At 66.7% G+C, this 26,877-nt stretch carries 29 protein-coding genes; 18 read left to right on the forward strand and 11 right to left on the reverse strand.

Annotated elements, in window-relative coordinates:
* The first annotated feature begins 96 nt into the window (after nt 1-96).
* The 3 genes from P0D62_RS08700 to P0D62_RS08710 all read left to right on the forward strand — a co-directional run bounded on the left by P0D62_RS08700 (nt 97) and on the right by P0D62_RS08710 (nt 3,315).
* Nucleotides 97-504 (forward strand): SgcJ/EcaC family oxidoreductase, encoded by a 408-nt coding sequence (locus P0D62_RS08700; protein WP_275702245.1) that lies wholly within the window; start codon nt 97-99, stop codon nt 502-504.
* Nucleotides 505-635: 131 nt separating this feature from the next.
* Nucleotides 636-1,898, forward strand: a complete 1,263-nt coding sequence (locus P0D62_RS08705) for an MFS transporter (protein ID WP_275702246.1) — start codon at nt 636-638, stop codon at nt 1,896-1,898.
* A 250-nt stretch (nt 1,899-2,148) separates the two neighbouring features.
* Nucleotides 2,149-3,315, forward strand: a complete 1,167-nt coding sequence (locus P0D62_RS08710) for a DUF418 domain-containing protein (protein WP_275702247.1) — start codon at nt 2,149-2,151, stop codon at nt 3,313-3,315.
* A 129-nt stretch (nt 3,316-3,444) separates the two neighbouring features.
* On the opposite strand, the gene P0D62_RS08715 is transcribed toward P0D62_RS08710, so the two are convergent.
* Both P0D62_RS08715 and P0D62_RS08720 read right to left on the reverse strand, forming a co-directional pair.
* Nucleotides 3,445-3,567, reverse strand: a complete 123-nt coding sequence (locus P0D62_RS08715; RefSeq protein ID WP_275702248.1) for a hypothetical protein — start codon at nt 3,565-3,567, stop codon at nt 3,445-3,447.
* A gap of 321 nt (nt 3,568-3,888) precedes the next feature.
* Nucleotides 3,889-4,257, reverse strand: coding sequence for a hypothetical protein (locus P0D62_RS08720; RefSeq protein ID WP_275702249.1), 369 nt, complete (start codon nt 4,255-4,257; stop codon nt 3,889-3,891).
* 471 nt (nt 4,258-4,728) lie between these two features.
* On the opposite strand from P0D62_RS08720, the gene P0D62_RS08725 reads away from it, so the two are divergent.
* Together P0D62_RS08725 and P0D62_RS08730 are read left to right on the forward strand one after the other, a co-directional pair.
* The gene (locus P0D62_RS08725; protein ID WP_275702250.1) at nt 4,729-4,986 is read left to right on the forward strand and encodes a type II toxin-antitoxin system Phd/YefM family antitoxin; all 258 of its coding nucleotides are present in this window, start codon (nt 4,729-4,731) and stop codon (nt 4,984-4,986) included.
* Nucleotides 4,971-5,378, forward strand: a complete 408-nt coding sequence (locus tag P0D62_RS08730) for a PIN domain-containing protein (protein WP_275702251.1) — start codon at nt 4,971-4,973, stop codon at nt 5,376-5,378. Before P0D62_RS08725 ends, P0D62_RS08730 begins: the two co-directional genes overlap by 16 nt.
* An 830-nt stretch (nt 5,379-6,208) precedes the next feature.
* On the opposite strand, the gene P0D62_RS08735 is transcribed toward P0D62_RS08730, so the two are convergent.
* Together P0D62_RS08735 and P0D62_RS08740 are read right to left on the reverse strand one after the other, a co-directional pair.
* Entirely contained in the window at nt 6,209-6,877 is a 669-nt protein-coding gene (locus tag P0D62_RS08735; protein ID WP_275702252.1) for a response regulator transcription factor, read from the reverse strand.
* A gap of 77 nt (nt 6,878-6,954) precedes the next feature.
* A complete protein-coding gene (locus P0D62_RS08740) occupies nt 6,955-7,665 on the reverse strand; it encodes a TetR/AcrR family transcriptional regulator (protein WP_275702253.1) in 711 nt (236 codons plus the stop codon).
* Between the two features lie 65 nt (nt 7,666-7,730).
* On the opposite strand from P0D62_RS08740, the gene P0D62_RS08745 reads away from it, so the two are divergent.
* The 3 genes from P0D62_RS08745 to P0D62_RS08755 all read left to right on the forward strand — a co-directional run bounded on the left by P0D62_RS08745 (nt 7,731) and on the right by P0D62_RS08755 (nt 9,426).
* Complete coding sequence (locus P0D62_RS08745) at nt 7,731-8,336, forward strand: hypothetical protein (protein WP_275702254.1); 606 nt, start codon at nt 7,731-7,733, stop codon at nt 8,334-8,336.
* A gap of 159 nt (nt 8,337-8,495) precedes the next feature.
* Entirely contained in the window at nt 8,496-8,843 is a 348-nt protein-coding gene (locus tag P0D62_RS08750; RefSeq protein WP_275702255.1) for a TM2 domain-containing protein, read from the forward strand.
* A gap of 7 nt (nt 8,844-8,850) precedes the next feature.
* Nucleotides 8,851-9,426 (forward strand): DUF1697 domain-containing protein, encoded by a 576-nt coding sequence (locus P0D62_RS08755; protein ID WP_275702256.1) that lies wholly within the window; start codon nt 8,851-8,853, stop codon nt 9,424-9,426.
* Here the strand turns inward: P0D62_RS08755 and P0D62_RS08760 are convergent.
* Nucleotides 9,398-11,866 carry a PEP/pyruvate-binding domain-containing protein gene (locus P0D62_RS08760; protein WP_275702257.1) on the reverse strand — a complete coding sequence of 823 codons (2,469 nt, stop codon included), beginning with the start codon at nt 11,864-11,866 and terminating at the stop codon, nt 9,398-9,400. The two genes, P0D62_RS08755 and P0D62_RS08760, sit on opposite strands and share 29 nt — an antisense overlap.
* Nucleotides 11,867-12,021: 155 nt before the next feature.
* Between P0D62_RS08760 and P0D62_RS08765 the strand changes: the two genes are divergently transcribed.
* Nucleotides 12,022-12,507, forward strand: coding sequence for a TetR/AcrR family transcriptional regulator (locus P0D62_RS08765; protein ID WP_275702258.1), 486 nt, complete (start codon nt 12,022-12,024; stop codon nt 12,505-12,507).
* A gap of 356 nt (nt 12,508-12,863) precedes the next feature.
* Here the strand turns inward: P0D62_RS08765 and P0D62_RS08770 are convergent, their stop codons facing one another.
* Together P0D62_RS08770 and P0D62_RS08775 are read right to left on the reverse strand one after the other, a co-directional pair.
* The gene (locus P0D62_RS08770) at nt 12,864-13,187 is read right to left on the reverse strand and encodes a hypothetical protein (protein WP_275702259.1); all 324 of its coding nucleotides are present in this window, start codon (nt 13,185-13,187) and stop codon (nt 12,864-12,866) included.
* Nucleotides 13,188-13,192: 5 nt separating this feature from the next.
* The gene (locus P0D62_RS08775; RefSeq protein WP_275702260.1) at nt 13,193-13,537 is read right to left on the reverse strand and encodes a hypothetical protein; all 345 of its coding nucleotides are present in this window, start codon (nt 13,535-13,537) and stop codon (nt 13,193-13,195) included.
* Between the two features lie 210 nt (nt 13,538-13,747).
* On the opposite strand from P0D62_RS08775, the gene P0D62_RS08780 reads away from it, so the two are divergent.
* From P0D62_RS08780 to secA, 7 genes are all read left to right on the forward strand, one after another.
* Nucleotides 13,748-14,311 carry a YqgE/AlgH family protein gene (locus tag P0D62_RS08780; protein ID WP_275702261.1) on the forward strand — a complete coding sequence of 188 codons (564 nt, stop codon included), beginning with the start codon at nt 13,748-13,750 and terminating at the stop codon, nt 14,309-14,311.
* A 53-nt stretch (nt 14,312-14,364) separates the two neighbouring features.
* A complete protein-coding gene (gene mtrA / locus P0D62_RS08785) occupies nt 14,365-15,069 on the forward strand; it encodes an MtrAB system response regulator MtrA (protein WP_275702262.1) in 705 nt (234 codons plus the stop codon).
* Nucleotides 15,050-16,612, forward strand: a complete 1,563-nt coding sequence (mtrB, locus tag P0D62_RS08790; RefSeq protein WP_275702263.1) for an MtrAB system histidine kinase MtrB — start codon at nt 15,050-15,052, stop codon at nt 16,610-16,612. The genes mtrA and mtrB overlap by 20 nt, the downstream gene beginning before the upstream one ends.
* Nucleotides 16,609-18,312: a GerMN domain-containing protein gene (locus tag P0D62_RS08795; RefSeq protein WP_275702264.1), complete on the forward strand. Its 1,704-nt coding sequence runs from the start codon at nt 16,609-16,611 to the stop codon at nt 18,310-18,312. Before mtrB ends, P0D62_RS08795 begins: the two co-directional genes overlap by 4 nt.
* 73 nt (nt 18,313-18,385) lie before the next feature.
* Nucleotides 18,386-19,039, forward strand: a complete 654-nt coding sequence (locus P0D62_RS08800) for a ComF family protein (protein WP_275702265.1) — start codon at nt 18,386-18,388, stop codon at nt 19,037-19,039.
* Between the two features lie 166 nt (nt 19,040-19,205).
* Nucleotides 19,206-19,829 (forward strand): ribosome hibernation-promoting factor, HPF/YfiA family, encoded by a 624-nt coding sequence (hpf, locus tag P0D62_RS08805; protein WP_275702266.1) that lies wholly within the window; start codon nt 19,206-19,208, stop codon nt 19,827-19,829.
* Nucleotides 19,830-19,950: 121 nt separating this feature from the next.
* Complete coding sequence (gene secA, locus P0D62_RS08810) at nt 19,951-22,734, forward strand: preprotein translocase subunit SecA (RefSeq protein WP_455153229.1); 2,784 nt, start codon at nt 19,951-19,953, stop codon at nt 22,732-22,734.
* 29 nt (nt 22,735-22,763) lie between these two features.
* On the opposite strand, the gene P0D62_RS08815 is transcribed toward secA, so the two are convergent.
* The 3 genes from P0D62_RS08815 to P0D62_RS08825 form a co-directional block, all read right to left on the reverse strand.
* The gene (locus tag P0D62_RS08815) at nt 22,764-23,174 is read right to left on the reverse strand and encodes an Rv3235 family protein (protein ID WP_275702267.1); all 411 of its coding nucleotides are present in this window, start codon (nt 23,172-23,174) and stop codon (nt 22,764-22,766) included.
* Between the two features lie 148 nt (nt 23,175-23,322).
* On the reverse strand, nt 23,323-24,582 hold the full coding sequence (locus tag P0D62_RS08820) for a hypothetical protein (protein ID WP_275702268.1): 1,260 nt from the start codon (nt 24,580-24,582) through the stop codon (nt 23,323-23,325).
* Entirely contained in the window at nt 24,579-24,914 is a 336-nt protein-coding gene (locus P0D62_RS08825; RefSeq protein ID WP_275702269.1) for a hypothetical protein, read from the reverse strand. The genes P0D62_RS08820 and P0D62_RS08825 overlap by 4 nt, the downstream gene beginning before the upstream one ends.
* Nucleotides 24,915-24,974: 60 nt before the next feature.
* On the opposite strand from P0D62_RS08825, the gene P0D62_RS08830 reads away from it, so the two are divergent.
* A complete protein-coding gene (locus tag P0D62_RS08830; RefSeq protein ID WP_275702270.1) occupies nt 24,975-25,448 on the forward strand; it encodes a DUF6912 family protein in 474 nt (157 codons plus the stop codon).
* A gap of 2 nt (nt 25,449-25,450) precedes the next feature.
* Here P0D62_RS08830 and P0D62_RS08835 read toward each other — a convergent pair whose 3' ends face one another.
* Nucleotides 25,451-25,918, reverse strand: coding sequence for a DUF2505 domain-containing protein (locus P0D62_RS08835; RefSeq protein WP_275702271.1), 468 nt, complete (start codon nt 25,916-25,918; stop codon nt 25,451-25,453).
* Between the two features lie 77 nt (nt 25,919-25,995).
* Between P0D62_RS08835 and P0D62_RS08840 the strand changes: the two genes are divergently transcribed.
* Nucleotides 25,996-26,847 carry a PHP domain-containing protein gene (locus tag P0D62_RS08840; protein ID WP_275702272.1) on the forward strand — a complete coding sequence of 284 codons (852 nt, stop codon included), beginning with the start codon at nt 25,996-25,998 and terminating at the stop codon, nt 26,845-26,847.
* The last annotated feature ends 30 nt before the right edge of the window (nt 26,848-26,877 follow it).

Below are 26,877 nucleotides of genomic sequence, written 5' to 3' on the forward strand. Positions count from 1 at the left end.
CTCGCAGGATTTCCGCCAGACACACATCCCGTGTTGTGGCCCCTGCGATGACCTTCGCCGCGGGTCCGTCTGGCCCTCTGAGACGAAGGGACTCCCATGTCTACCACCAAGGTCAGCTATGCCGACGAGGCAGCAATCCGTGATCACTACCAGCACATGCTCGACAGTTGGGGCGACGCGGTCGCCTACGCCGAGTGCTTCACCCCCGATGCGGACTACATCATCGCGAACGGGATGATCGAGCACGGGTGGAAGGAGATCGTGGATGGCCACGAGATCATCTTCTCCGCCTGGGCGCGCAACAGCCGCCTCGTCGGTCGGATTGAGAGCGTCCGGTTCCTCACCGACGATGTTGCGCTGCTGATCGCGTACGGACACATCGAATACCTGGACCACCGCTCCAGCGATGGCAACAAGCGCACCGTCTACTCCCTGGTTGCGCAGCGGGTGGTGGGTCGCTGGCTGTTCGCCGCGTACCAGAACACTCCTTTGGCCAGCCACTAGCCGGCACCCAGCTGTCAGGGGCCACACCCGATCCGCAAGACGGCCCGTTGGCGAGGCGGATACTGATGCACTCTGCTAAGCAGGGAAGCTGAGTAGCGGTGAGCGTCCCACGCGGCGATAGGGTCGAGGCCATGAGCCAGGTGAGTTCGCGCGACGTCCTTCGTCACCCGGCATTCGCCTACTTCTGGAGCGCGACGACGATCCGCGCGTTCGGTGGTGCGATCGCTGGGGTCGGGTTCCAAGTGCTCATCGTCACGGTCGTGAACGCGACCCCGATGCAGATCAGCATTCTGAGTGCGCTCGGCGTTGTACCGTATCTCTTCTTGGGATTGATCGTCGGCGCATTGATGGATCGCTGGCGACGCCAACGCACCCTGGTGCTCACCACGATCGGGCGCGCGGCGACTCTGGCCTCGATCCCGGTGCTGCTGCTCTTGGATGCGCTCGACTTCTGGTCTTTGGCCGCTGTCGTGCTTGTGCTTGGTGTGCTCACGCTGTTCGCCGACTCCGCGGCGCAGCCGCTGCTGCCGCGCCTCGTGCCGCGAAGCTCGCTCGTGATGGCGAACGCGCGGCTAGGTCAGAGCCAGACCGTCGCGGAGACCGCAGGGCCGGCGCTGGGCGGTGCGCTCCTCAACCTTGTCGGAGCGCCGGTCCTTTTCGCGTTCGACGCGGTCATCAACGCGATCGCCGCTGTTTTGCAGTCACGGATCACGGTCGACGAACCCAAGCCCGAGCCGCGTCCCGCGGGCGTGCACGTGGGCGACGACATCGCCGAAGGAATGCGGTACACCTACCAGCATCCGACCCTGCGACCTCTCGCGCTCTCGGTGCACGTCTGGTTCCTCGGCAACAGCATCGTCGTGACCGTCTTCGCGGTCTTCGTCCTGCGCGAGCTGGCCCTTCCATCGTGGGCGTTCGGCGTGGCGCTCGCGGGTGGCGGACTCGGCGGTTTCGTCGGAGCGATGATCGCGCCGCGCGTCGGCTCTCGGCTCGGTGCCGGTCGGGCGATTCTGCTGGGACGTGCGTTGGTCGTCGTCCCGTGGCTCCTGCTCGCCGTGGCGCCGATCAGCGCCGACAGCGGCATCGCCGTCGTGCTCGTCGTGGTTGCAGCCGCGCAGTTCCTCTACTGCCTGGCGATGGGAATCGAAGACACCAACGACATCTCCTACCGCCAGTCGGTCGCTCCTGACGGCATCCAGGGCCGCATGAACTCGACGATCCGCACCGTGAACCGCATCGTGTTCTTCTTCGGCGCCCTGCTGACCGGCCTGCTCATGACGTTCCTCGGCTATCACTTGACGCTCGGCATCGGGGCGGGTGTCTTCGTCGTCGCAGCCCTCGTCGTCGTGTTCTCGCCGCTGCGCGATGCCCGGCATGAGGATGCGATGGCCTGACCGGCCGCGATCCCATTGACGAGATCCGTGGCAAAGACACGTTGGCTTCCTAGGCAAGTGCCGCGCGACGGAGCTTCCGACATCGACAGCTGGTCGCCTATCGTGGAGAAGCATGACCGACATCCCGAGGCCATCCGCACCACCGCCAGCCCCTCCTGCGCCCCAGTTCCGACCGCCTGCGCCACCCCCGTGGTACCTACCGCCCGCCGCGAGCGGACGTGGCCTTGCGCCCGACCTGGCACGCGGATTGATGCTGTTGCTGATCGCCTGCGCTAACTCGATCTGGTACCTCTGGGGCCGCGAAAGCGGCTTCAGCTCGGCGCACCCCATTGACGGCACGGCGCTCGACAAGGCGCTGCAGGTGGTGATGGCGATCGCGGTGGATGCCCGGATCTACCCGATGTTCGCACTGCTGTTCGGCTACGGCATGGTCCAGCTCGCGCGGTCCCGCGTCGGACGAGGCCTACCGCCTGCCGTCATCAAGCATGAACTGGTCCGCCGCCACGGGCTACTGATCCTGTTCGGATTCATGCATGCCCTGCTGCTGTTCGGGGGCGACGTCCTGGGCGCCTATGGGCTCACCGGCTTGGTGATGGTCGCACTGTTCTTCGACCGCGCCGACCAGGTGCTGCGGACCTGGCTGATCGTCTTCGGCTGCCTGATCGTCGTCGGAGGCCTCGGGGCCACCGCGATGGGTGCGGCGTTCGTGTGGCTGCTTGCCCAGGATCCAAGCCTGGCGGCCTCCGTCGGATCGGACGCGATGCCCTTCGGTCTCGCCGACATGCTTTCTGGACACGAGAACTACCTGCTGGGGATGGCGTGGCGGGTAGGGATGTGGATCGCGGCGACGCCGGGGACGATGCTCGCTCTGGTCGTGCCGGCGATGGTGCTGCTGGGGTGGCTGGCCGCGAGACGGGGGATCCTGGAGAACCCGCAACAGCATCGTCGCCTGTTGCGCCGGGTGGCCGTGATCGGCATCACGATCGGCTGGCTCGGCGGGGTTCCCAGCGCGCTGCAGCACCTCGGGCTGCTCGGGCTGCCCGAGGTCGCCTCCTGGGCGCCCATGCCGCTGGCCACGGCGACGGGCCCATTCGCCGGCGCCGGATATGCCGCGTTGTTCGCCCTGCTCGCCGCGCGTGCACCGCAACCTGGCCAGGTGACCGGACCAATCGCCGCCCTCGGCCGGCGATCGCTGTCGGGCTACCTGTGGCAGTCGATCGTGATGGCGCCCCTGCTTGCGGCGTGGGGCTTTGGCGTCGGTGCGAGGGTCGGCGTCGCCGGGGTGTTGGCCATCGCGTTCGGCGTCTGGCTGGTGAGCGTGCTGATCGCGGCTCAACTGGAAGCACGTGGGAAGCCGGGACCGTTCGACGCGCTCCTGCGTCGTATGGTTGCTCGCCCACGCCGTCGTCGGGGCTGAACCGCCCCTGGCCGGAGCTACGACGCGTCGCGCCGGAGAAACGCGGCGACGTATGTGACCCCCGCCAGCGCCGTCCACAGAAACGATGAGGAAGGCGTAGAGCGGCGGCGTCGAGGGCAGGTGAGGCGGCTAGAACACCTGCGCCGTTACGCCCGAGGAAGCCCGCGCCCTGCCGGGTCTGGCGGTGAAGCTGACGTCGTCGACGGCCGTCTTTGCTCCGTACTTTTTGGTGACTCCGATGATCTCGATCACGCAGACCTTCTTTCGCGGTTGGGTGGTTCAACCGTCCCGCGGTGATGCAGGGGGTGGCGTCGTCCGAAAGTAGACAATTGCATTCGTCGATGGACCTGGTCCCCGACCACGACGGAATGGTAGTGATGATCTCGCGGATGGTGCGGTTCTGGTGGGCACAGACGCCGTCGTTTGGGTGCGTGGACTTCCGGTTGCGCCAGCTTGAAGTGGCACGGTGTGTGGTCGGTTCTGCTCCGGGCTGAGGATCTGGTCGTCGCCCGAAGGGATGTGGAACGGCGCGACTCCTGAGGGGAGTCGCGCCGTGTGGCAGGTGGGCTGCTTCTACGCGTAGATCTGATTGCTGGCCGTCTGGCCGAGGGCACGTGGCCCCAGGCTGGTCACCGTGTACGTGCCCGGTTCGTGTGCTATCACAAACAGTTGGACATAGAATTCGCCGGGAAGGGGCGTCAATATGCCGGTGGCCTCGTCGAATGTGCCCCACACACTCCAGACCGTGTACGGGCCAGGGAACTCCACCTTGAAAGCTTGACCTTCGGGGAACCCCTGGAGGTCGAAGGGGTCCGCAGATGGCCAGATACCAGGGCCATCGCCCAAGCTCGAGTTCACAAACAGGGGGTTCGCTTGCATGTAGAACGGTGTGTTGTCGGCGGACGCGGCGGCGAGTGGTGCTGCGGCTGCGACCATCATCACGGGGCGGCCCAGGCTGCGGCCTTGACGATCTGGCGTCGTTCGATACCTGGGGTGGGGGCGCCGGGGACAAAATCAGCGGTCATTATGTTGTGTGTCCTTCTTGATAGCTTCCCCAAGCCGCGCACATTTTATAAACCGTTGTTCCTCGTCTGAGTCGGGACAGGGGATTACCCCTGTGTCTACCGGGAGGCCAAGTTCTCCTGCTCTTCGGTGTTGTCGATGCGGGTGGGCTGTAGAGCCGGGCCGCCTCTGCGCGGGGTGACAGACCCTTCTGGGGTGCGAGATCGAGGCTGCGGAATATCGTGCTGATGGCCTGCTCGACGCCGGAGACGGTCAGGTTGCGTCGCCGTCTGTGCACGTCATCCATTGCACCACGCTCGCCCAGCGGATGTGTCGTCCGAAAGGAGACATCATCCCGCTCCAGCGCACGGGAGCGATGAAGGGAATCTGATTATCAGATAGACTTGGCCTATGAAGACGATCACCGCGACCGAGGCGTCAAGGCGCTTTTCTGATCTGCTGGATGCGATCGAGGCAGGCGAGGAGCTGGTGGTGACCAGGGCTGGGCGGCCCGTCGCCGAGATCCGGCCGGCGAAGCGACGCACGGGCAGGGACCTGCGTGCGGCCCTCGAGTCCTTGCCCCCTCCGGACGATGCGTTCGCGGCCGATATCAACGACGCCGTAGCAGGGCTTGTTCATGAGGGGGTCGACCCGTGGGCCGGCGAGTGATCCTTGATACCAACGTGCTGATCGACTATGAGCGTGGGCAGGTGGACCGGGAGGCGTTGGATGACGACGATCTGGCGGTCGCGGCGATCACCGTGGCCGAGTACCGTACCGGAATCGAGCTTGCCGATACGCCTGCGCGTGCTGCGGAACGCTCTCGTGCCCTCGCGGCGATCACGGGCATGGTGGAGGTCCTCGAATACACCGAAACCACGGCGGTCCACCATGCGCGCCTTATCGCGCATGCGCGAAGACAAGAAAGTCCGAGAGGAGCGCATGACTTGATCATTGCTGCCCATGCGGCGGAGACCGGACGAGTTGTGTTGAGCAGAGATGCCTCGGCCCGCTTCGGTGCGCTTCCCGGTGTGCTCACTGAACGGCCGGCATTCCGGTGAGTGAATGGGTCTCGTTCGTCCTGCTGCAGCGGACACAAGGCCGGTCACCTGTGATGCTCGCTGCGTAATCTTCCAGCGTTTCGGAAGGATCTCGCGGATGGTGCGGTTCTGGTGGGCACAGACGCCGTCGTTCGGGTGCGTGGACTTCCGGTCGCGCCAGCTTGAAGTGGCACGGTGTCTGGCCGGTTCTGCTCCGGATTTGAGGATCTGGTTGTCGCCGGAAGGGATGTGGAACGGCGCGACTCCTGAGGGGAGCCGCGCCGTGCGGCAGAGGGGTTGCTCTACGCGTAAATCTGATTGCTGGCCGTCTGACCGAGGGCACGTGGCCCCAGGCTGGTCACAGTGTACGTGCCTGGTGCGTGTGCTATCACAGACACTTGGACATGGAGATCGCCGGGAAGGGCCGTCAATATACCGGTGGCCTCGTCGAAGGTGCCCGCCACACCTAAGACCGTGTACGGGCCAGGGAACTCTACCTTGAAAGCTTGACCGTCGGGGAACCCCTGGAGGTCGAAGGGGTCCGCAGATGGCCAGATATCAGGGCCACTGGCCAGGCTATCGTTCACGAGCATGGCGTTCACAATCATGTGGAACGGTGTGTTGTCGGCGGACGCGGCGGCGAGTGGTGCTGCGGCTGCGACCATCATCACGGGGCGGCCCAGGCTGCGGCCTTGACGATCTGGCGTCGTTCGATACCTGGGGTGGGGGCGCCGGGGACAAAATCAGCGGTCATTATGTTGTGTGTCCTTCTTGATAGCTTCCCCAAGCCGCGCACACTCTATAAAACCGCTGTTCCTCATCTGAGCCGGGGCAGGGGATATCCCCTGGATCTACCGAGGAGCCAAGTTCTCTAGGTCTTCGGTGTCGTCGATGCGGGTGGGCACGCCTCTGGCTTTGATGTAGAGCCGGGCCGCCTCCACGCGGGGTGACAGACCCTTCTGGGGTGCGAGATCGAGGCGGCGGAATATAGTGCTGATGGCCTGCTCGACGCCGGAGACGGTCAGGTTGCGTCGTCGAGCGATCTCGGCATTGTTGAACCCGAGGGAGATCAGCTGCAGCACCTTCAGTTGAGAGGCCGACAACCGCTCGATCGGGCTTGAGAAGTCGCGGGTGACGCGCACACTCATCCCGCCGTCTCGTAGTGCTTCGTCGACGGCGTCCACGAGCTCTTGTGGGCCTTTGATCACGCTCATGTGGATGAATCCGACGCTGCTGGGGATCTCATGTGGGGGCACCACCGTGGATCGGCAGGCAAGCACCACTGTCACCATGCCCGGAGATGCCTGCTGGAACTCTTGGGCGAGGGCGATGCCGTTTTGCGTCTCGCCAAGCTCGAAGTCGATCAAAGCGATATCCGGGTCGAACCGATAGGCAGCTTCTCGGGCAGCGTTGGTGTCGCGGGCGTGTTCGGCCTCGTATCCGAGCCCGACCAGGATCTGACAGAGGATGGTGGCGATGAAGTTCTCGCCCTCCACCACTAGAGCACGCCGCGCGACCATGTGCTCAAGAGTAGGCGCGAGGGGCGCGGTCGCGGTCCCACCGTTCGGATGGCGGGCGAAGCGCTCAAAGGCGCGTTTTAGGAGGTTGTCTGAAAGTGGACACCATCGTCCTGCGTCGGGCCGGCATGGTCCGCGCTCGATAGCCGTGCTGTTGTGAGGGGCGTATCAAGGATCTGCTGGGCCAGCGTCTCCGAGAGCCACTCGGCGTAGGTTTCTGGGGTCCAGTTGCACCGGGTCGTCGCGTCCACGTAGGTCTGGATGCCGGTGAGAAGCCAGACGCGGTCGACTGCGTGTTGTTCCGAAAGGCCGGGGCGGAGGGCGTCCTTGTGGGCGAGTCGCGTCACGAGGGACTCGAGTGCCCGACGCCGGTGGGCGTCGCCTTGCTCAGCGAGATCGGTGAGCTCGGAAGCGGCCTGCTGAGCGATCGAGAACGACGGGCTGCTGGCTTCGAAGAACGCGCGCGTCCACTGCGCGAAGGCCGCCAGGATCTGCGCAGGATCCTCTTCTTGTGCGATCCGTTCACGCCATGTGGCAGCGTCGGCGGACTCTTCCATCTGCTCGACGATCGCCCTCACCAGGGCCTGTTTGCTGCCGAAGACGGCGTAGACCGTCTGCTGCGAGACCTGAGCCTCCGTCGCAATCGCCGCGATGGTGGTGGCCGCGAAACCATGTGCCTCGAAGAGTCGGCGTGCCGCTTGTGTGATCGCCTCGCGGGTGCGCGTCGCCTGCTGCGTGCGCACCTCGGAGCGGTAACGGCGCCGCGACGGGCGTTCTTGCTGCTGTGTCATTCGAGGCCTCCTCGATGTTAAGTCTGCCATTGACTATATTCATTAAAGTGCACTACAGTCAAAATATGAGTACCAAGGAGAAGGTGGCGGTCATGACGGAGAAGACGCCCAGTGGGCCGGATTTCGGAGCTGTGTCCTCGCGAGACGTCAGGGCGAAGGATCACCTGAGCATGGCCGTTGTCTTGTCGGGGGCGAGCGTCGCCTGGTTCGGATGGGGGCATCAGGGAGCGTTGATCGAGGGATGGCTGCGCGTCGGAATGGGCGTCGCGGGGATCGCGCTGGTCGCGGCGATCATCATGGTTCGGCGTGTTCCTGCACCGCCGACCCTCGCGACCGACCCGAGCGCAAGGAAGGTCTACTGGGCGTCGGTGGTGGCAGAGGTCGTCTTTATTCTGCTGGGAGCCGTCGCACTCGTCGGTACGGGCAACGCGACGTACGTCTCAACCTGGGTGCTGTTCGTCGTCGGCGTGCACTTCCTGCCCTTCGTTCGACCGTTCAACGCGCCCATCCTTCGATACACCGCGCTCGGGTGTGTCGTCGCGTCGGCGGTGGCGCTGTGGGCCGGTCTTGCCGGCTGGGCACCGGCCCCCACGATGGCCGGAGTCGGAGGGGGGATCGTCCTGCTCGGCTTCGCACTGATCCTGATGGTGACGACGAAGCGCAACGCCTAGGAGGTAGGGATCTCGCGCCCGAGTGGCGCGCCTCTTAGTGGGCGGTCGACCTGGTTGACTGGGTGACGAGAGATCGTCGACGGGCAGGAGGTCGATATGTCCGGGCCGCGACCACCATGGGGACAGCCTCCGTATCCGCCTCCGCCGCCGCGCCCGCCCTTGCCTCCGAAGCCTCCTCCCTCCAAGTCGACCGCAGCGCTGCTGGCGTTCTTACTCGGCTGGACGGGAGCGCACAACTTCTATCTCGGTCAGCGGTGGCGCGGCATCGGGCACGTGGTGCTGTTGGGGTTGGCTGGGGCCGTCTGGGCCGTCATTGCGCTCTACACCCTGTATATCATCTTCTGGTACTCCGACCTCTACCTCGGGCACACCATGGGGCCGGGCAGTGAACTCCTCATCACGGTGCTGGTCATCCTTGGGTACGGTCTGGTGATCGCCAACGTGGTGTGGGCCGTGATCGAAGGCATCGTCATCCTGGTGCGACCGGCCCCGGAGGCAAGGAGATGATCGGATCATGACGGAACCCCATCCTGCGGCAGCCGCTCGGGCTGATCGTGTCATCCTGCTGCTGCGCGGGATCAACGTCGGCGGTCATCGGCTGGCCATGGCGACGCTGCGGTCGGTCCTGGAGGAGGCTGGCTGCACCGACGTGGTCACCTATATCCAGTCGGGCAATGCGGTGGTGACTCCGCCGTCTCCTGCTCCGACTGATCTTGCCGCCACCTTGAGCGAGGCGATCTCGGCGGCCGCCGGATACGGGGTGCCCGTGGTGGTCCGGACACGGGACGAGATGGCCGCCGTCGTCGACGCCAACCCTTACCCGCATGCCGGCGGTACGCAGCTGCACGTCGTCTTCATGGTGGAAGCGCCGCCTGCGGCAATTCTCGAGTCGTTGGATCTGCCGTCGTTCTTGCCCGAGGAATGCGCCGTGATCGGGCGGGAGCTCTATATGCACCTGCCGAATGGCATGGGTCAAGCGGTGCTGCCGACGGCGCTGGACAAGGCGAGTCGCAAGATCGACCGATCCGGCGTCGGCACGTCGCGCAACTGGAACACGGTGCTCAAGATGCTGGCGCTGGCTGATCGCTGAGGTGTCTGTCGGTCGTCTCGGTTTCGAGGACGATCGTGCCCGCCGACCCATCGACGACGATGCGCGCGCCGTCGGGCAGGCTGGTGGCTCGTCCTGCGCCGAGGACGGCGGGGATCCCGTATTCGCGGGCGACGATGGCCGCGTGTGAGAGCGGACCGCCCGAGTCGGCGACGACGCCAGCCGCGAGTGCGAACAGCGGCGTCCAGGTGGGGTCGGTGTAGGGGCAGACCAGGATGTCGCCGGGCTGCAGGCGGTGGAACTCGTCGGGGGAGCGGATTACCCGGGCCGTTCCGGCGGCGCGCCCGGCGCTGGCGGGGAGGCCCTTCAGCGTGTGGCCGTCGTCGGTGGTCTGGCCGCGATCCCACCAGATCGCCTCCGCAGTGCCGCGTTTACGGCGACGTCGCGCCACGACGGACTGCCGAGGTTGGGCGTCGGTGATGGCGTCCTCGACCTCGTGGAAGTAGAGGAAGCGGGTGTCGTCGGGGTGCCCGAGCTGCCCTCGGGACACCAGGCGGCGGGCGAGCTCATCGACGCCGACGCGGGCGAGGCAGAAGAACTCCTCGATCAGGTAGACCGTGCCTTCGCGTCCGATGTGAAGGGCGCGCAGTCGCTCGGTGTTGGCGCGCCAGCGTCGTTGGAGGAAGCGGGGGAGGCGGCGCTCGATAGTCTCTGCGGGATCGATACCGTGAGCCTGCTCGAGTGGCGCGCCTCGGAGCGTTGCGGCGAGCAGGGCGTAGAAGACCTCGGGATCCTCGCGCCACGAGCGGTTGGAGAACGGCAGATAGAGCCGTGCGGTTCGTGCGCCGTGGGTCGCGAGGAACTCGTCGATGACGCTGAGAAACGCGCGTCCCTCTGCGGTGGCGGCGAGGGTGGTGCCCACTGAACCTTGAGGCGCGTCGATGATCGATGTCGCCACGTGCGTGTCCCGGGCCGTGGCAGCGAGCGTGTTGATGGCTGTGGTGATCTCGGCGGTCTTGTAGGCTACGCCGGCGTAGAGATCCTCGGGCGTCGTGTGCTTCTTCGCGCCGGCGAGCGCGATGAGCCAGGACGCGACGTCGCGGTTGATCATCATCGGCGCGAGATAGCGGATGAAGCGGTCGGTGGTGATGGTGGCCACCTGGGCGACGGCGTCGCGCGCCAGGGCGAGAACGGCCTCGTCGTTGGCCGAGGCGCAACGGCTCGCTTGTGCTGTCAGGCCGTCGAGTTGGCGCCGATAGGCGGCCTCTTCGATCGGCCAGTCGGTGGGGTCGTGCCGCATTCCGCGCCGCAGCAGGGCGGGGAGCCGTGTGATCACAGCCGGGGTGAGCCGGGGGCGGGTAACGGCGATGCGGACGATGCCGTCGTCGTCGCCATGCACGAGCGACGACACGGGCGCGGCCCTCAGCCCTGCGGTGCCCATCAGATCCTGGACCACGCCTTGCACGTGGTGGACGGCGTAGAGGTCGAGTGGGAATGGCGCTGGGAAGTGCTCGATGATGTCGTCGCGGAGCGTGTGCTCGAGCTTGTTCCTGACTGGGGCGTGCCCTTCGACGGCCTTGTGGCTGGTGGTGATCGGGCGGGCTTGCAGGAGGTAAAGCTCGTCGCCGACGCACGCCCACTCGATGTCCTGGCCTGTGCCGTAGTGCCTTTCCACCTGTTCGCCCAGCTCGACGAGGCGGCGCAGCTGTTCGTCGGTGAGGCTGGCGCGGGCCCGGTCAGCGGGGGAGACGGGTGAGGTGACGGTTCCGCCGCCGGGCGTGGCGTCGATCCGGGTCTCCTTCGTGCCGATCTCGCGAGATGTCACGATGGCGGTCTCGCGCGAGACTGCGAAGGTATCGGGCGTGACCAGAGCCCCGACCACCGACTCTCCCAACCCATAGGACGCGCTGACCAGCATCGACGTGTCGTCGCCGGTGACGGGGTTTCGGGTGAACAGCACCCCGGCGGTGTCGGCCGGCACCATGACCTGCACGACGACGGCCAGCGCCAGATCGTCGTCGAGGATGCCTTGCTGGCGGCGGTAGTCGACGGCGCGGTCGGTCCAGAGCGACGCCCAGCATCGCCGCACCGCGTCGAGCACGGCGTCGATTCCGTTCACGCCCAGGTAGGTGTCCTGTTGGCCGGCGAAGCTTGCGTTGGCCAGGTCTTCGGCGGTGGCCGACGACCGCACCGCGACCGGCCCGTCGCCCAGATGCTCGTAGGCCTCGGCGATGGAGTTCAGCAAGGCGTCGGGGAGCGACAGGGCGAGGATGCGCTCGCGCGCGGAGGCAGCGTCCCCGCGCTGCGCGTCGGCGGCGAGCAGTTCGGCGATCTCTTCGGTCGCCTCCCGGTAGGCGTCGGTGCTCACACAGAAACCTGGTGGCACGGGCAGCCCGGCTCGACGGCACTCGCCCAGGTTCGCGGCCTTCCCACCGACGCGCCGCCCGTCATCGGCAGCGATCTCGTCGAACCACACGATCACCGGCAGCCACCCTTCCTCTATGTTCGTAGAGCTAACATACTCTATGTTCATAGAGGGTTTGCGGGTGCCGAAGGAGGGACGGAAGAGTGACTGATCGACGCGTACAGATCGCAGAGGCAGGGGTGCGGATACTGGCATCCCAGGGAGCCCGGGCTTTGACTCACTTGAACATCGATCGCGACCTCGGCCTCGCCAAAGGCTCGACGTCGTACTACGCGCGCACGCGCCACGACTTGATCGCTCTGATCGTCGAACACCTGGCGGTACAGGTTCTCGACGATCTGGCTGCTCCCGAAGTACCGGAGGAGTTGACACCTGAGGTTGCGGCGCGCTTGATCGTCGCCGGACTGAACGCCACCATGCGACGCGAGGATGAACACCGGGCACGACTGGTCCTGCTGCTCGAATGTCGCAGCGACCCGCAGCTCGTCGCGTCGCTGGCCACCCGTCCGCAGGTCCGCGAGACCGTTGTCGCGGAGGCAGCTGAGATGCTGCGGCGTCTCGGCATCGCCAATCCCGACACCCACGCCAGAGACCTCGCCGCTCTGATGGACGCTCTGCTTATGCAGCGCCTCATCCGCACGGCCCCGATCGACGAAGGAGCCGTCGTCACCGCATACCTGAAGGGGCTTGTGGTCTAGGTCGAGGTTGTGGCCGTCGCGTCAGAAGTAGCTCCAGTGTCAGGAGTTCCACTGTCTGGTGTGGAACTCCTGACAGTGGAGCGCTGTGCCCGGGCGCCTGAGGATCCTTGCGTTCGCTCTCCTCGAGGCTCGGCCGCGGACGGCCTCGTACCTCGAAGAGCGTCGTCCCCACCACGCTCTTCGAGGTGCGGAGGCGCTGGGCGAGGTACGAGCCCGGAAGCCGTAGCCTCGAGGAGAGCGACCGGCAGCCGAATGACTACCTCGCCCGCTGTGGCCGACCTCCTGCCGATTGTTGCGTTGGGTCTCCTTGTGGCTTGGCCGCGGGCGGCCTCGCATCTCGAAGAGCGTCGGGAAGGCTAGTTGAAGAAGTAGAACGGCAGGCAGACGACGACGAAGGACAAGAACGCGACGAACAGGACGACCGTGATCACCGTCTGGGAGATGCCCAAGTCATCGGCCTCGTCCTCGAGCTCCTCCTCCATCTCACCAGCCTTGTGGTCCGCGTCGCCCTCCCGGGCTCCGAGGTGTGCGTTCGCCGTGGCGTCTTCGACGTGCCGGGCCGCCTCGTCACGGGCGAGTTCGGTGAGCGTGTCGTTCTCGAACTGGTCCACCTCGCGGCCGGCGAAGTGCTCGTCGACCTGGTCGGTGGTGAGCTTGTGCTTGTCGTTGTCCAGGCTCATGGGGTTCAGGAGACCAATCGTGAGATGTCGGAGTACAGGGCGACGCCGAGAACCAAGAACACCACCACCATGAACCAGGTGTACATCCAGCGGGAGCGGTGGTTGGACACCCAGAAGCGACGCAGGCTGATGACGCCATTGACGACGGCCACGGCGCAGAGGGCGATTCCGATGGGGGCGGCGAAGACGCCGGCGAAGCTGAGCAGCGGCACCAAGACCGGGATCAGGAGGTAGGTGATCAGGCAGCGCACACCCGAGATGATCAGCGACGTGCGGAACGCCCGATGAGCATCGCCCACCAGCCCGGAACCACCGGGGATGCCCTCCGGAACGCGAAGCAATCGGCGCATGAAACGGTCAGCTGCACTGCGCGTCGGTGCTGCAGTATCGACCGCCATGAGTGCCCTCCCGCTTCAACTCTTGTCTCAGATACTAATCCTGGATCCGCGGAATCTCGCTTGACTCGCGCGACCCCATCTGATGCCGCTCGCTACGGCGACCTTCCACGGATCCAGGATAATGCGCCCCTGCACAGCGGGCGACCTGGATAGGGTTAGTTCATGGAGATGGGCGCAGCGATCGAGCCGGGACAGCTACTGATCTCCGCTGATCCTGGACGTGGGGGGTACTTCGAGCAGAGCGTGGTGCTGCTGCTGGAGCACAACGAGAACGGAACTCTCGGCGTCTGCCTGCATCAGCTCTCCAACGTCGACATCGAGGGCCCGCTGGGGCACTTCACCGACCTGCTCACGCCACCCGCCATGCCCTTCGAGGGAGGGCCGGTGTCGCAGCAGTCCGCTGTGGCGCTGGCCCACCTCGTCCATCCGTGGGAAGATCCTCCGGGATGGCGTCGCGTCTTCGGCGACGTCGGCATGCTCGACCTCGACACCCCCGTCGAACTCGTGCGAGGCGCGTTCACGCACCTGCGCATCTTCATCGGCCTGTCCGGATGGAGCCCCGGCCAGCTGGAGGGCGAACTGATCCGAGGCTCCTGGTTCCGCTCCGTCGCCCGGCTCGAAGAGGTGTTCGGCACGCCGGAGGGCATGTGGCGTCGCGTCCTGAGACGAAGGGGCGGGACACTTGGCCGCTGGTCCACCTGGACGGGAGAACCCGTGCTTAACTGAGGGTTGCATGCTGGTAATGGGGTACCGGATAGCATGGGCCGAAGGAGGCTGGAGTGACCGACGTTAGGGGAAAAGCTCGGATTCTGATCGTCGATGACGACGAGGCGCTGTCCGAGATGCTGCAGATCGTGCTTCGACAGGAGGGATTCGACACGATCCGGTGCGCGACGGGTACCGACGCCGTCGCCGACTTCAGGCGTTCCCGCGCCGACCTTGTTCTGCTGGATCTCATGCTTCCTGGCCGCGACGGGGTGGCCGTCTGCCGCGACATCAGGGCCTTATCGGGGGTGCCGATCATCATGCTCACCGCGAAGTCCGATACCTCCGACGTGGTGTCCGGCCTCGATGCGGGCGCCGACGACTATGTCGCCAAGCCGTTCCGCACCAAAGAACTCGTCGCCCGCGTCCGCACGCGGCTGCGGCGCAACAGCAACGAGGCCGGCGCCGACGTGCTCCGGATCGGAGACCTGACCATCTCGGTGTCGTCGCATGTGGTCCGCCGAGGCGAGACCACCTTGTCGCTGACGCCCCTGGAGTTCGATCTGCTGTTGGCCATGGCCAAGCGCCCGGGGCACGTGTTCACCCGCGACGCGCTGCTCGACGAGGTGTGGGGCTACCGCGACTCCGCCGACACCCGGTTGGTCAACGTTCACGTGCAGCGTCTGCGGGCCAAGGTGGAACGCGACCCCGAGCACCCCGAGATCGTGGTGACGGTGCGGGGCATAGGGTACCGAGCCGGTGAACCGAGCCAACCGTAGGCTCCGCCCGCTGCACCAGCTGTGGTGGAGTTCGCTGCCGCTGCGGGTGCTCAGCTCCACCCTGGTCGCGTCGATGCTGGTGTTGGTGATCGCCGGCGTCGCGCTGGTTCAGGTGGTCACTGCGGGCATCGCCGAGTCGAAGCGCGAGGCCTCCATCAACGAGGCCGGCAGCATCATGACCTTCATGCAGCAGCAGTTGCGGTCGCCGGAGCAGCGCGGCGTGTCCACCAACGAGTCGCTCAGCCGGCTCGCCGACCTGGTGAGCGCTCAGGCCGGTCGATATCACGTGATGATCCAGGCCCCATCGTCGCGACTGCTCTCCACCGGGATGAAGGCGGAATCCGTGCCGGAGGAGCTGCGCCTTACGGTGGCCCGGGCCGGTGCCGACGAGGCCTTCGTCGTCCCCACCCAGGTGCACTACACGCAGCCGGACAGCCAGGCCGAGCCAGGCTGGGTGGTCGGGGCGACGCTGCTGGGCAGCGCCGGTGAGCAGTTCCCGGTGTTCTTCGTCTTCCCGATGAGCCACGAGATGCAGGTGGTGCGGATGGTGCAGTCCGCCGTCGTGGCCACCTTCGTGCTCCTGATGCTGGCGCTCGGGCTGGTGGGCTACTTCATCACGCAGCAGGTGGTGCGCCCGGTACGCAAGGCCAGCCAGACGGCGCTGAAACTCGCCTCGGGAGACCTGGGCCAGCGCATGGTGGTGCGCGGCACCGACGACCTGGCGCTGCTCGCCCAATCCATGAACAAGATGGCCTCCGACCTGCAGCAGCGCATCCAGCAGCTGGAGTCGCTGTCGTCGGTGCAGCGCCGGTTCGTCAGCGACGTGTCCCACGAGCTGCGCACGCCGATGACCACGATCAAGATGGCCGCCGATATGCTGCACGACTCGCGGCACAGCTTCGATCCGGCGCGCTCCCGCAGCATCGAGCTGATGAGCACCGAGATCGATCGCTTCGACGCGCTGCTCGCGGACCTGCTCGAGATCTCCCGCATCGACGCGGGTGCGGCGGGCCTCGCTCTGGATGAGGTCCATCTCGGCGCTCTGGTCGCGGTCGAGGTGGCCAACCACGAGGCGTTCGCCACCACGCAGGGGGTCAGCCTGGTGCTGCACGACGACGGATCGGCGGGGACCGTGCTGCTCGACGCGATCCGGGTGCGCAGGATCCTGCGCAATCTGCTCGCCAACGCGATCGAGCACGGCGAGGGCCGACCGGTGGACATCACCGTCGCCGGTGACAACGACGCGGTGGCGGTCACGGTGCGAGACCACGGCGTCGGTTTCCCCGCGGAGCAGGCTCCCTTGGTGTTCGAACGGTTCTGGCGGGCCGACCCATCGCGGACGCGCGTGGTCGGCGGCACCGGGCTCGGCCTGGCGATCTCCTTGGAGGACGCGCGCCTGCACAACGGCTGGCTGAGCGCGTGGGGACGTCCGAGCAAGGGCGCCATGTTCCGCCTGACCTTGCCCCGGGATCCCAAGCGTCGCGTCACGGGCTCCCCGCTGCCGATCATCCCCACCGACGTCGTCCATGAGGAGGCACGATGAGCGCGAAGCGGCGCATCGTGGTCGCGGTGTCTTTGGCCCTCCTGCTGGGCGCCGGCTGTGCCGAGCTGCCGACGTCGGGTCCGGTGGAGCAGATCGAGATGGTGTTGAAGCCCCCGAGCGTCGACATCGCGCCCGAGCCTCCCAGCGAGGACATGACACCCGAGCAGCTGATCGACGGCTTCCTGCTGGCGATGGCTGATCCCGAGAGCGACTACGCGGTGGCGCGCCAATACCTGACGGCACAGGCTGAGGCGCAATGGCAGCCGACCTCGGGCGCGGTCATCTACGACGGTGAGCTGGCCGGAGACGTGCCGGCGTTGGAGGGCGACCTGATCGGGCGGCTCGACGCCCAGGGGCGCTACCATCCAGAGGCGGGATCCCTCAAACACGATTTCGACATTCGTCGAGTCGACGGTCAATGGCGCATCGATGAGCCGCCGTCCGGGCTGCTGCTGTCGCGATTCGTCTTCGAGCGCTACTACTCCCGCATGACCACCTACTTCATCAGCCGCGAAGGAACCCACGTCGTACCCGATCTGACCTACCAGCCCGAGTCCCTGGTGACGCCTCAGCGGGTGGTCGAGACCCAGGTGCTCGGTCCTCCGGCAGAACTGGTGCCCGCCGTCACCAACGCGCTGGGCAGCGGCGTCGAGCTCGGCTCGGAGGGCGCGACGATCAACAGCGAAGGCGTGGTGGTCGTCGACCTGATCGGGCTGCCCGGCGACCTCACGGAAGAGGAGCGACGACGCGTCGGGGCACAGCTGCTGTGGAGCCTGACCGCGGTGGCCCGCACGACGGGTCTCAAGATCACCTCCGACGGCCGACCGTTCGATCTGCCCGGACAGCGCGCCGACGGCGTGCTCGAGCTCTCCGCGCAGCAGGGCTACCAAGTGCTCAACCGGGCCACGGCCCCCGATCTCTATGCGGTGGCAGACGGATCTCTCGGCGTGGTGACCAGCAACCGGCGCCTGGAGCCGCTCTACGAGGATCTCCCATCCGTCGCGGAGTTGGCGGTCTCGCTCGACGCGACGCTGGCCGCGTTGGTGCAAGACGATCGGCAGACGCTGTTGCTGGGCACGCCCAAGGGGCGCTTCACTCCGATCGACCACGCGTATCGCAACCTCCGACGACCGCAGTTCGTGCAAGGGGAGCTGTGGGTGCTGGCTGACACCGTCGACGGCGACACCGTCGTGCTGGTCGTCAACGCCCAGGGCGACACCAGCTCGATGCGCATCGACCTTCCGGACGGTCATCGTCTGGTTTCGATCGCCGCTGCACAGAACGGCGCGCGGGCCGCGGTGATCACCGAGGCAGAGGGCGGCACGCAGCTCGGCATGATGACGGTCTCCGTCGGGGAACGACGGTCGGTGTCGCGGTGGCGGGCCCTGAAACCGGTGAACGCCGCAGGGGTGTCGCTCACCGGCATCCGCGACGTCGACTGGCAGGGCGAGACCACGCTGGCGCTGGTCGCTTCGACGGGCGGCCCGGTGAGCGTCTTCCTCACCCAGTACGACGGCTCCGCCGTGGAAGACCTGGTCCCGCCCATCGAGCGGATCGTAGAACTGACCGCGTTGCCCATGCGAGGGGGAGGAGCGGTCGCGGTGCGCGCCCTGGACGACGGCGCGGTATGGCGCTACGAGACCCGGTCGCGCTGGATGCTGGTGGTGGACTCGGCGGAGGTCATCGCCTACGCCGGATAGCGGCTCTGTGCGGGGTTATCCCCAGCGTGAGATTCGATGGAAAAAAGGACGCCGCGTCGCCAATCATGAAGGCATGGATGCCTCTGCCTTGATCGACGCCGCCGCCGACCTTCTGCTGGGGGCGGTGTGCCCCGGATGTCACCGGCCGGGACTGCGGCTCTGCGCGTCGTGCAGGAAGGTGCTGGAGTGCCCGCCCCTTCTCGTCGAACGAGGAACGACGATGCCCGTTGTCGCCGCCAATCCCTACCGACCCGTTCTCGAACATGCGATCCCCGCCTACAAGGACGACGGGGCGCTCCATCTCACCCGGTTTCTCGGAGGGCGGCTGGCGCTGGCGGTCCGAGCTCTCGGTCCGCCGCCGGAGACGGTGCTCGTCCCCGTTCCGTCCTTGCCCGCCGCGGTTCGTCGTCGCGGCTTCGACCACGCGGCGACGCTGGCGCGCTCGGCGGCCGGGGAGACCGGGCTGCGGTGGCGACGATGGCTGGTGCGCCGGCGCACCGGGATGGATCAGTCCGTGCTGGGCAGGGGAGAGAGGAGAGCCAACGTGACCGGATCGATGGGGGCGCGGGGCGGGGCCGGGCAGGTGGTCGTGCTGGTCGACGACGTGGTCACCACCGGATCCACCGTGATCGAGGCGTGCCGAGCCCTCGAGGAGGCCGGAGCCCTGGTCTGGGGTGCCGCCGTCATCGGCGATGTTGACCATAGAAACGCATTTCCCCTTGCCTGAGTGCAGAGGGGGGTAATGTTTCGGTATGAGGGCGCCAACCGCAGCAGGATCACAGCATTCGCGGGAGGCGTTTTCTGCTTTTGGCCGGGCACCGGCCTGACAGGGACGGCTCACGGGGGTGAGCCGGCTGGAACATGGGCCGTAAGGCTCAGGAGACGGAGGAACAATGGACATCGTCGTCACTGGTCGTCATTGCACCATCAGCCCGGAGCTGAAGGATCTGGTGGCCGAGCGTGTGTCGACCGTGGAGAGGTTACGCGATCGCGTGATCCGTGCCGAGGTCGAGTTCGACGCGAAAGATGCCCCCAAGCATCCCTCCGACGCCATCAACGTACAGATCACTCTTCGCAGTCGTGGACCGGTGGTGCGCGCGGAAGCTCGCTCGAACGACAAGACCGCAGCCTTCGAGATGGCCTTGGACAGGCTGAAGACGCAGCTGCGCAAGGCCGCCGACCGCCGCAAGACCCATCGTGGCCTGCGCACCGCGGACGCCCCGTTCATCGCTTCCGAGCAGATCCTCGCGGGGTCGGCGTCGAGTGAGGAGCAGGCCGAGGACGTCGTGCCCAGCCGCAATGTGGCCGGCTTGGTGGTCACGGGCGACGGTCCGCTGGTGGTGCGGGAGAAGGTCTTCGAGACCACCTCGCTGACGCTGGCGCAGGCTCTGGACGAGATGGAGTTGGTGGGCCATGACTTCTTCCTGTTCAAGGATGCGGAGTCGGGTCGTCCGTCGGTGGTCTACCGGCGCAAGGCCTACAACTACGGCTTGATCCAGTTGGACGTCACCGAGTAACCACTCGATATCAGCCGCCCGGCGCTCCCGAGGAGCGCCGGGCGGTCGTTTGTTGGGAGGAGTGAAGCAGGAGGCTAGGATTGCCGACGGTACGTTTACGTGAGATGTGAGGACGATCGACGTGGGTTTTATGGACTTCCTGAGCAGCGTTGGCTCAAACGCGCAGTTGCGCAAGCTCAAGAAGGTGGCTGACCAAGTCAACTCCATCGAAGAGGACTTCAGGTCGATGAGCGATGCGGAGCTGCGCGCCATGACCGACGAGTTCCGAGCGCGGATCGCCAAGGGCGAGACCCTTGACCGCATCATGCCGGAGGCCTTTGCCACCGTCCGCGAGGCGGCCGTCCGGGTGCTCGACAAGCGCCACTTCGACGTGCAGATGATGGGTGGTGCCGCGCTGCACTGGGGCAACATCGCCGAGATGAAGACCGGTGAGGGCAAGACCCTGGTCGGCACCCTGCCGGCCTACCTCAACGCGCTGTCCGGCAAGGGCGTGCACGTCGTCACCACCAACGACTACCTGGCCAAGTACCAGTCCGAGCAGATGGGCCGCGTGCACCACTTCCTCGGCCTGGAGACCGGCGCGATCCTGTCGCAGATGACGCCGGATCAGCGTCGCAAGGCCTATGCGTGCGACATCACCTACGGCACCAACAACGAGTTCGGCTTCGACTACCTGCGCGACAACATGGCGTTGCGCAAGGAAGACATGGTGCAGCGCGGCCACCATTACGCCATCGTCGACGAGGTCGACTCGATCCTGATCGACGAGGCCCGCACCCCGCTGATCATCTCCGGCCCGGCCGAGGACAACCACGACTGGTACCCGGTGTTCTCCCGCATGGTGCTGAATCTTCGCCGCCGCAAGGACGACAACGACCTGACCGCCGACTACGAGGTGGACGAGAAGAAGCGCACCGTCGCCATCCTTGCCCCCGGCATCGAGAAGGTCGAGGACCGGCTGGGCATCGACAACCTCTACGAGTCGGCCAACACGCCGCTGATCTCGTACCTGAACAACGCGATCAAGGCCAAGGAGCTCTTCAAGCGCGACAAGGACTACGTGGTCACGCCCGACGGCGAGATCCTGATCGTCGACGAGCACACCGGACGCACCCTGGCCGGCCGCCGCTACAACGAGGGCCTGCACCAGGCGCTGGAGGCCAAGGAAGGCGTCCAGATCAAGGACGAGTACCAGACGCTCGCCACGATCACGCTGCAGAACTACTTCCGCATGTACGACAAGCTGGCCGGCATGACCGGTACGGCCAAGACCGAGGAATCCGAGTTCCAGAAGATCTACGGCCTCGGCGTGATCCCGATCCCCACCAACCGCCCGATGGTCCGCGTCGATCAGGCCGACCTGATCTACCGCACCGAGGAGGCCAAGTACCAGGCCATCGTCGCGGACGTGAAGGGCCGCCACGACAACGGCCAGCCGATCCTGCTGGGCACCGCGTCGGTGGCGAAGTCCGAGGTGATCTCGAAGATGCTGAAGCAGGCGGGAGTGCCGCACCAGGTGCTCAACGCCAAGCACCACGAGCGCGAGGCCGCGATCGTGGCAGAGGCCGGCCGGAAGGGCGCGGTCACGGTGTCCACCAACATGGCCGGCCGAGGCACCGACATCATGCTGGGCGGCAACCCCGAGTTCCTGGCCGACCTGCAGCTGCGCAAGGCCGGCCTCGATCCGGTCGAGACCCCCGACGAGTACGAGGCCGAATGGCCGGCGACGCTGAAGCAGCTGGAGCAGCAGGTGGCCGCCGAGCACGACGAGGTGGTCGCCGCGGGCGGCCTGTACGTGATCGGCTCCGAGCGCCACGAGTCGCGCCGCATCGACAACCAGCTGCGCGGTCGTTCCGGCCGTCAGGGCGACCCCGGCGAGTCCCGCTTCTACCTATCGCTCACCGACGATCTGATGCGCCTGTTCCGTCCGGAGCTGATGGAGCGCGCGATGCTGATGCTCAAGGTGCCCGACGATGTCCCGATCGACGCCAGGTCGGTGTCGAAGTCGATCGAGTCGGCGCAGAAGCAGGTCGAGGCGCAGAACTTCGAGATCCGCAAGAACGTCCTGAAGTACGACGACGTGATGAACCGTCAGCGCCACGCCATCTACGGCGACCGGCGTCGCGTGCTGGACGGCGAGGACGTCTCGCAGCAGCTGCGCGACACCGCGGTGCGAGTGGTCTCCGACGTCGTGCGCTCGCACACCAACTCGCTGCCCGAGGACTGGGATCTGGACACCTTGGTCACCGAGGTGCGCACGCTCTATCCCACCACGATCACCGTTCACGATCTGGACGACGACTCGATCGACCAGGGTGAGATGGTGGAGATGTTCGTCGAGGACATCGTCCGCGCCTACGACGCACGCGAGGCGCAGCTGGGCTCCGAGACCATGCGCGAGCTGGAGCGCCAGGTGCTGCTCACCGTGCTCGATCGCAAGTGGCGCGAGCACCTCTACGAGATGGACTACCTGCGCGAGGGCATCGGCCTGCGCGCCATGGCTCAGCGCGACCCGCTCACCGAGTACCAGCGCGAGGGCGGCGACATGTTCAACGCCATGATGGCCGCGTTCATGGAGGAGGTCGTCGGGTACCTGTTCAACCTCGAGGTGAAGACCTCCGCGGCTGGAGACGAGGACGAGATCGAGGTCGGTCTGGTCACCGACGACGACGGCGAACCCGTCGATGTCGTAGAGAAGACCCGTCCCGCCGCGCTGGCCAAGGGGCTGGAGGGCCGCGAGGCGCAGAACCTCAGCTACACCGCTCCCGACGAGCAGGGCGGCCAGACCACCACCAAGAAGCAGACGGCCAAGGCCGGCAGCAAACCCGGTCGCAATCAGCCTTGCTACTGCGGCTCCGGCAAGAAGTTCAAGGTCTGCCACGGCGCACCCGCGAACCGCGCCTGAGTCCGAGGGGCCCGCGCGTAGCGGATGTGCTACGGGCGGGCCCCTTTGGCATCGTCGTAGCCGAGCACCGCGAAGTCGGTGCATCCCCAGGAGTCGCGCAGGTCGAGCCTGATGACGCAGACCAGCCAGCGCGATGCCGCGGCGAGCCGCACGACGGCCTCGACGGCGGTGGGCGTCGGCATCTGAAAGCGGATGCCGGCCAGTCGCGCGGTGCGGAAGGCGCCGCTGGCGGCGTGCTGGGCCAGGCGCGCGAACGCGGGGCCGGCCACCAGGCGGCGCAGCTGATGCAGCGGACGGCGTCCGGTCATCGACTCGAACAGGGCTCGCACCAGCGCTTCGGCGACGCGGGGGACCGGCGTCGGCGGAACGGGAGCTGGAGGCGCGGGGACGGCGGGGAGCGGTCGGCCGATCTTGACGGTGAGCGAGTGCGACGGGTTCATACCGGGACGCTAAGCGTCCCCTCGCCAACCCCAGAGGGGTTCAGGAAAACGGGCAACACCTGCGCCGAACGGGCAACACCATCAGGGGTTCGGGCAACACTGACGGCCATTCGGGCAACACCTCGACCGCGTGTCCCGAACAGGTTCGTCAGGCGCCGAACATCAGCAGAAGCCCGCCGACGGTGAAGCCGATCATCACCACTAGGAGCGGAACCTGCGCCCGAACGGCCGCGCCGCGCTGCAGGGAGATGTCGTGGGTGACGAGCACACCCAGGACGTGGCCGCCGACGATCAGCGCCACCTGCATGATGGCGATGGCGGTGGGGAACGCGAGCAGCGTCACATCGGGTGCGGCCTCGGCGCCGCCGAACAGATTCCACCCGCGCCCCAAGGGGTCGCTGAACCGGTGCGCCGTGCGCTGGCCCTCCAGGTACAGCATGGTGCCGTAGTGCGACAGCGCGTACCCCACCATCAGCGGGACGAGTCCCGGCGCGAGCGCGTCCATGGTCCGGGGCAGCCCATCGGCGCGTCGGAGCGGCCGGCATCCGATCAGGTAGAGCAGTCCGACGAAGAGGATCGAACCCAGCAGACCGACCGCTCCCAGCGGATGTGCCATCCCGTCATCCTGCCTTTGCAGCAGCCTGACCCACCAGGCGGTGTTGGACAGCGCGTCGAACAAAGTGCCGCCGAGCAACACGACGCTCAGGAGGGCCAGACCCGAGGGGGCTCGCCACGACGCGAGGTTGGACAGGGGGCTCGTGTACGCCAGCACGCCGCGGTCGGATCGCGTCCAGACCGACATCCGCGCCACGGCCCCGGCGTAGGCGTCGAACGGGTCGGCCGTCGTGATCCACCCCTTGCCGCGACGCCAGAGGCCGATGAGCAGCCAGAGCATGAGCGTCGCGAACGCGATCCGAAGAGCGGGGAGCGTGGCGCCGTCGGGATGGACCAGCTCCAGGTAGAGAAATGCCAGCAGTGCGAGCGCGGCGGGAGCAATGGTGCTCGTGGCCTCGCCACGCCCGGTGCCGACGAGGGCTCGGGCGGGGTTGATGCGCGCATACACACGTCCGAAGAGCACCGACGCCACCACGAGGCCCACCCAGAGCCACACGTAGATGAAGCCGACCACGGGATTGTCGATGCGATCGGGCCCGGCCAGCAGAGCGGCCGCCGCCAGTATCCACACGTGACCGGCCACGGCCCAGAGCGCGATGGTGGTGAGGCGGGAGTCGACCACGCGGCCCAGGCGTGGCAGTTCGATGAGACGCGATTCGGCGTAGCGCGGGGTGCGCCAAGCGAAGATCCCCACCCAGAAGGTGAGGACGAGGACGAGGGCGGCGCCCAGCAGCACCGACCAGAAGGGCAGCGGGAGATCGTGGCGCGACGCGATGCCGTGCAGGGGGATCATCGGACGACGAGCTGCATATAGACCTCGTCGGTGACGTGCGATTCCACCTCGTAGCTGCCGGCCATCACGGCGTCGAAGGTCAGCTGGCCGGGCACGCCGGCCGTCGTCTCGAGGCTGAGCTCGTAGCCGTGCAGGTGCACCTCGTCGTCGAACGCCGTGGTGACGTTCAGGGTGACCGGAGCGCCGACGGGCACCTTCTGCTGGATCGTCTCGGCGAGCCCACCTTCGGGAACCGTGAGGTCGATCGTCACCGGTTCGGCGGTGGTTCCGGAGCAGCCGGTGAACGCGAGGATCGCGACCAGGGGAATCATGAGGGGCCTCAGGAAACGCATACCCGTGAGGCTACCGCCTTCGCGTCGGCGGCATGGCCTGACCTCCCGTAGGCTTGCCCCATGCAGCGCCAACTCGTCTTCATCCCTGTGCGGTCCTCCGAGCTCAGCGCCTTCGACGGCGACCTGGCCATCGCTCACCGTCAGGCGTTCACTGTGACGCCCGACCTGCTGGATGAGCTGGGCTACGAGCCCTCGGCCACCGAGGACGCCGAGTATGCGGCCTTGGTGCTGGCATCCGTCGCGGGACTCGCCCAGTTCGGCGAACGGGCGATCATCGTCGCCGAGGTCGATCCGGGTCTGGTGGCGCCGGGGGAGGACTCGGCCAACGGGGAGTGCCTGCTGCTGTCGTGCCCGCCCTCGGCCATGACCGCATGGTTCTGCGACGCACCGGGGGTCTCCGTCGACGCAGCGGCGACGGCTGCCGCCGGGCGCAGCATCGACGACGCGTGGGAGCTGCCGGAGATCCAGGAACTCCTGGAATCCCACGACCTGCTCTGGAACGATGTCGCCGAATACCGCCGCGGGCTCAGCTGAGTTCAGCTGAGCCAGTGGTTCGCGCGCTTCTCCACCTGGTTGAAGGCTCGGATGATGAAGGGCTCGATCTGCGCCTCCGCCTTCTTGCCCACCAGCGGGATCTTCACCTTCAGAGTGCCCGAGTAGACGCCTTCCGAGCCCTTCGCGGTGGGCTTCAGCACGGCCTTGGCCGCCACATCGACGGGCATGCCGGGAACGTCGACGTCGACGTTGCCCTGGTAGCTGCCATCTCCGCCGGACGGCTTGAACGCGAAGCGCATGACCAGGCGCACCGTCTTGCCGATGAAGGTGGCGACGTTGGCCGGCGTCGGAAGCTGCATGTCGAGCGAGGTGGCATCGTCGGAGATGCTCACCGAGTGGCTGGTGGCGCCGGCGTGCTTGGCAAGATCGGCGATGAAGGCCTCGTTGCGGAACAGGTCGACGACCTTTGCCGGCTCGGCCTGGAACTTGTGGGTGAAAGCGAGATCCATGAGGCCCAAGAGTAGCGGTGCGGGGCAACCCGCAGATCCGCCGCGCCAGCCAGGTGCGTCGCCCTAGGATGTGGGGCATGAAGATCGACCTCCATACCCACTCGAAGGTGAGTGACGGAACCGACAGCCCCACGTCGGTCGTGATGCAGGCCGTGGCCGCCGGACTCACCGTGATCGCGCTGACCGACCACGACACCTTCGACGGGCTGAAGGAGGCTCAGGAGGCCGGGCGGCGGATGGGACTCACCGTGCTGGGCGGGATCGAGATGTCCACCGCCAAGGACGGGCATTCGGTGCATCTGCTGGGCTACGGGTGCGATCCGACGGACAAGGAGTTGGGCGAGGAGCTGGCCAGGATCCGTTCCGGCCGCATGGACCGGCTGCCCGAGATGTGCCGACGGCTCACTGAGGCCGGGCTGGAGATCACCCCCGACGAGGTACGCGAGACGGCGCAGTGGCCCCCGGCGGTCGGGCGCCCGCACGTCGCCGACACCATGGTCAAGAAAGGCTATGTGAAGAGCCGCAAGCAGGCCTTCTACGAGTGGCTGGCGGAGGGCAAGCCGGGTTTCGTCACTCGTTACGCGTGCCCCGTCGAGCGGGCCATCGACCTCATCCACCGAGCCAGGGGCGTGGCCGTGATCGCTCACCCCTGGGGGAGGCAGGGCCGTGCGGTGATGACCGCCGAGTATCTGGAGTTCCTGGCGCGCGAGCACGAACTGGAGGGCATCGAGGTGGACCACGAGGACCACGACGAGGACGAGCGCTCGCTGCTGTTCGAGCTCGGTGGGCGGCTGGGCCTCATCCGCACCGGGTCGAGCGACTTCCACGGCACCGGCAAGGAGGGCCATCCGCTCGGCGGCAACCTCACGCGCCCCTCGGCCTATCGCGATCTGATCAACCGCATTCGTCGTCGGGGAGGGCTCGCCTGACGGACGAAGGGCCGTTCGGCGCTGTGGTGC

The sequence above is a fragment of the Tessaracoccus caeni genome (genome assembly GCF_029211185.1).
GTDB lineage: Bacteria > Actinomycetota > Actinomycetes > Propionibacteriales > Propionibacteriaceae > Arachnia > Arachnia caeni.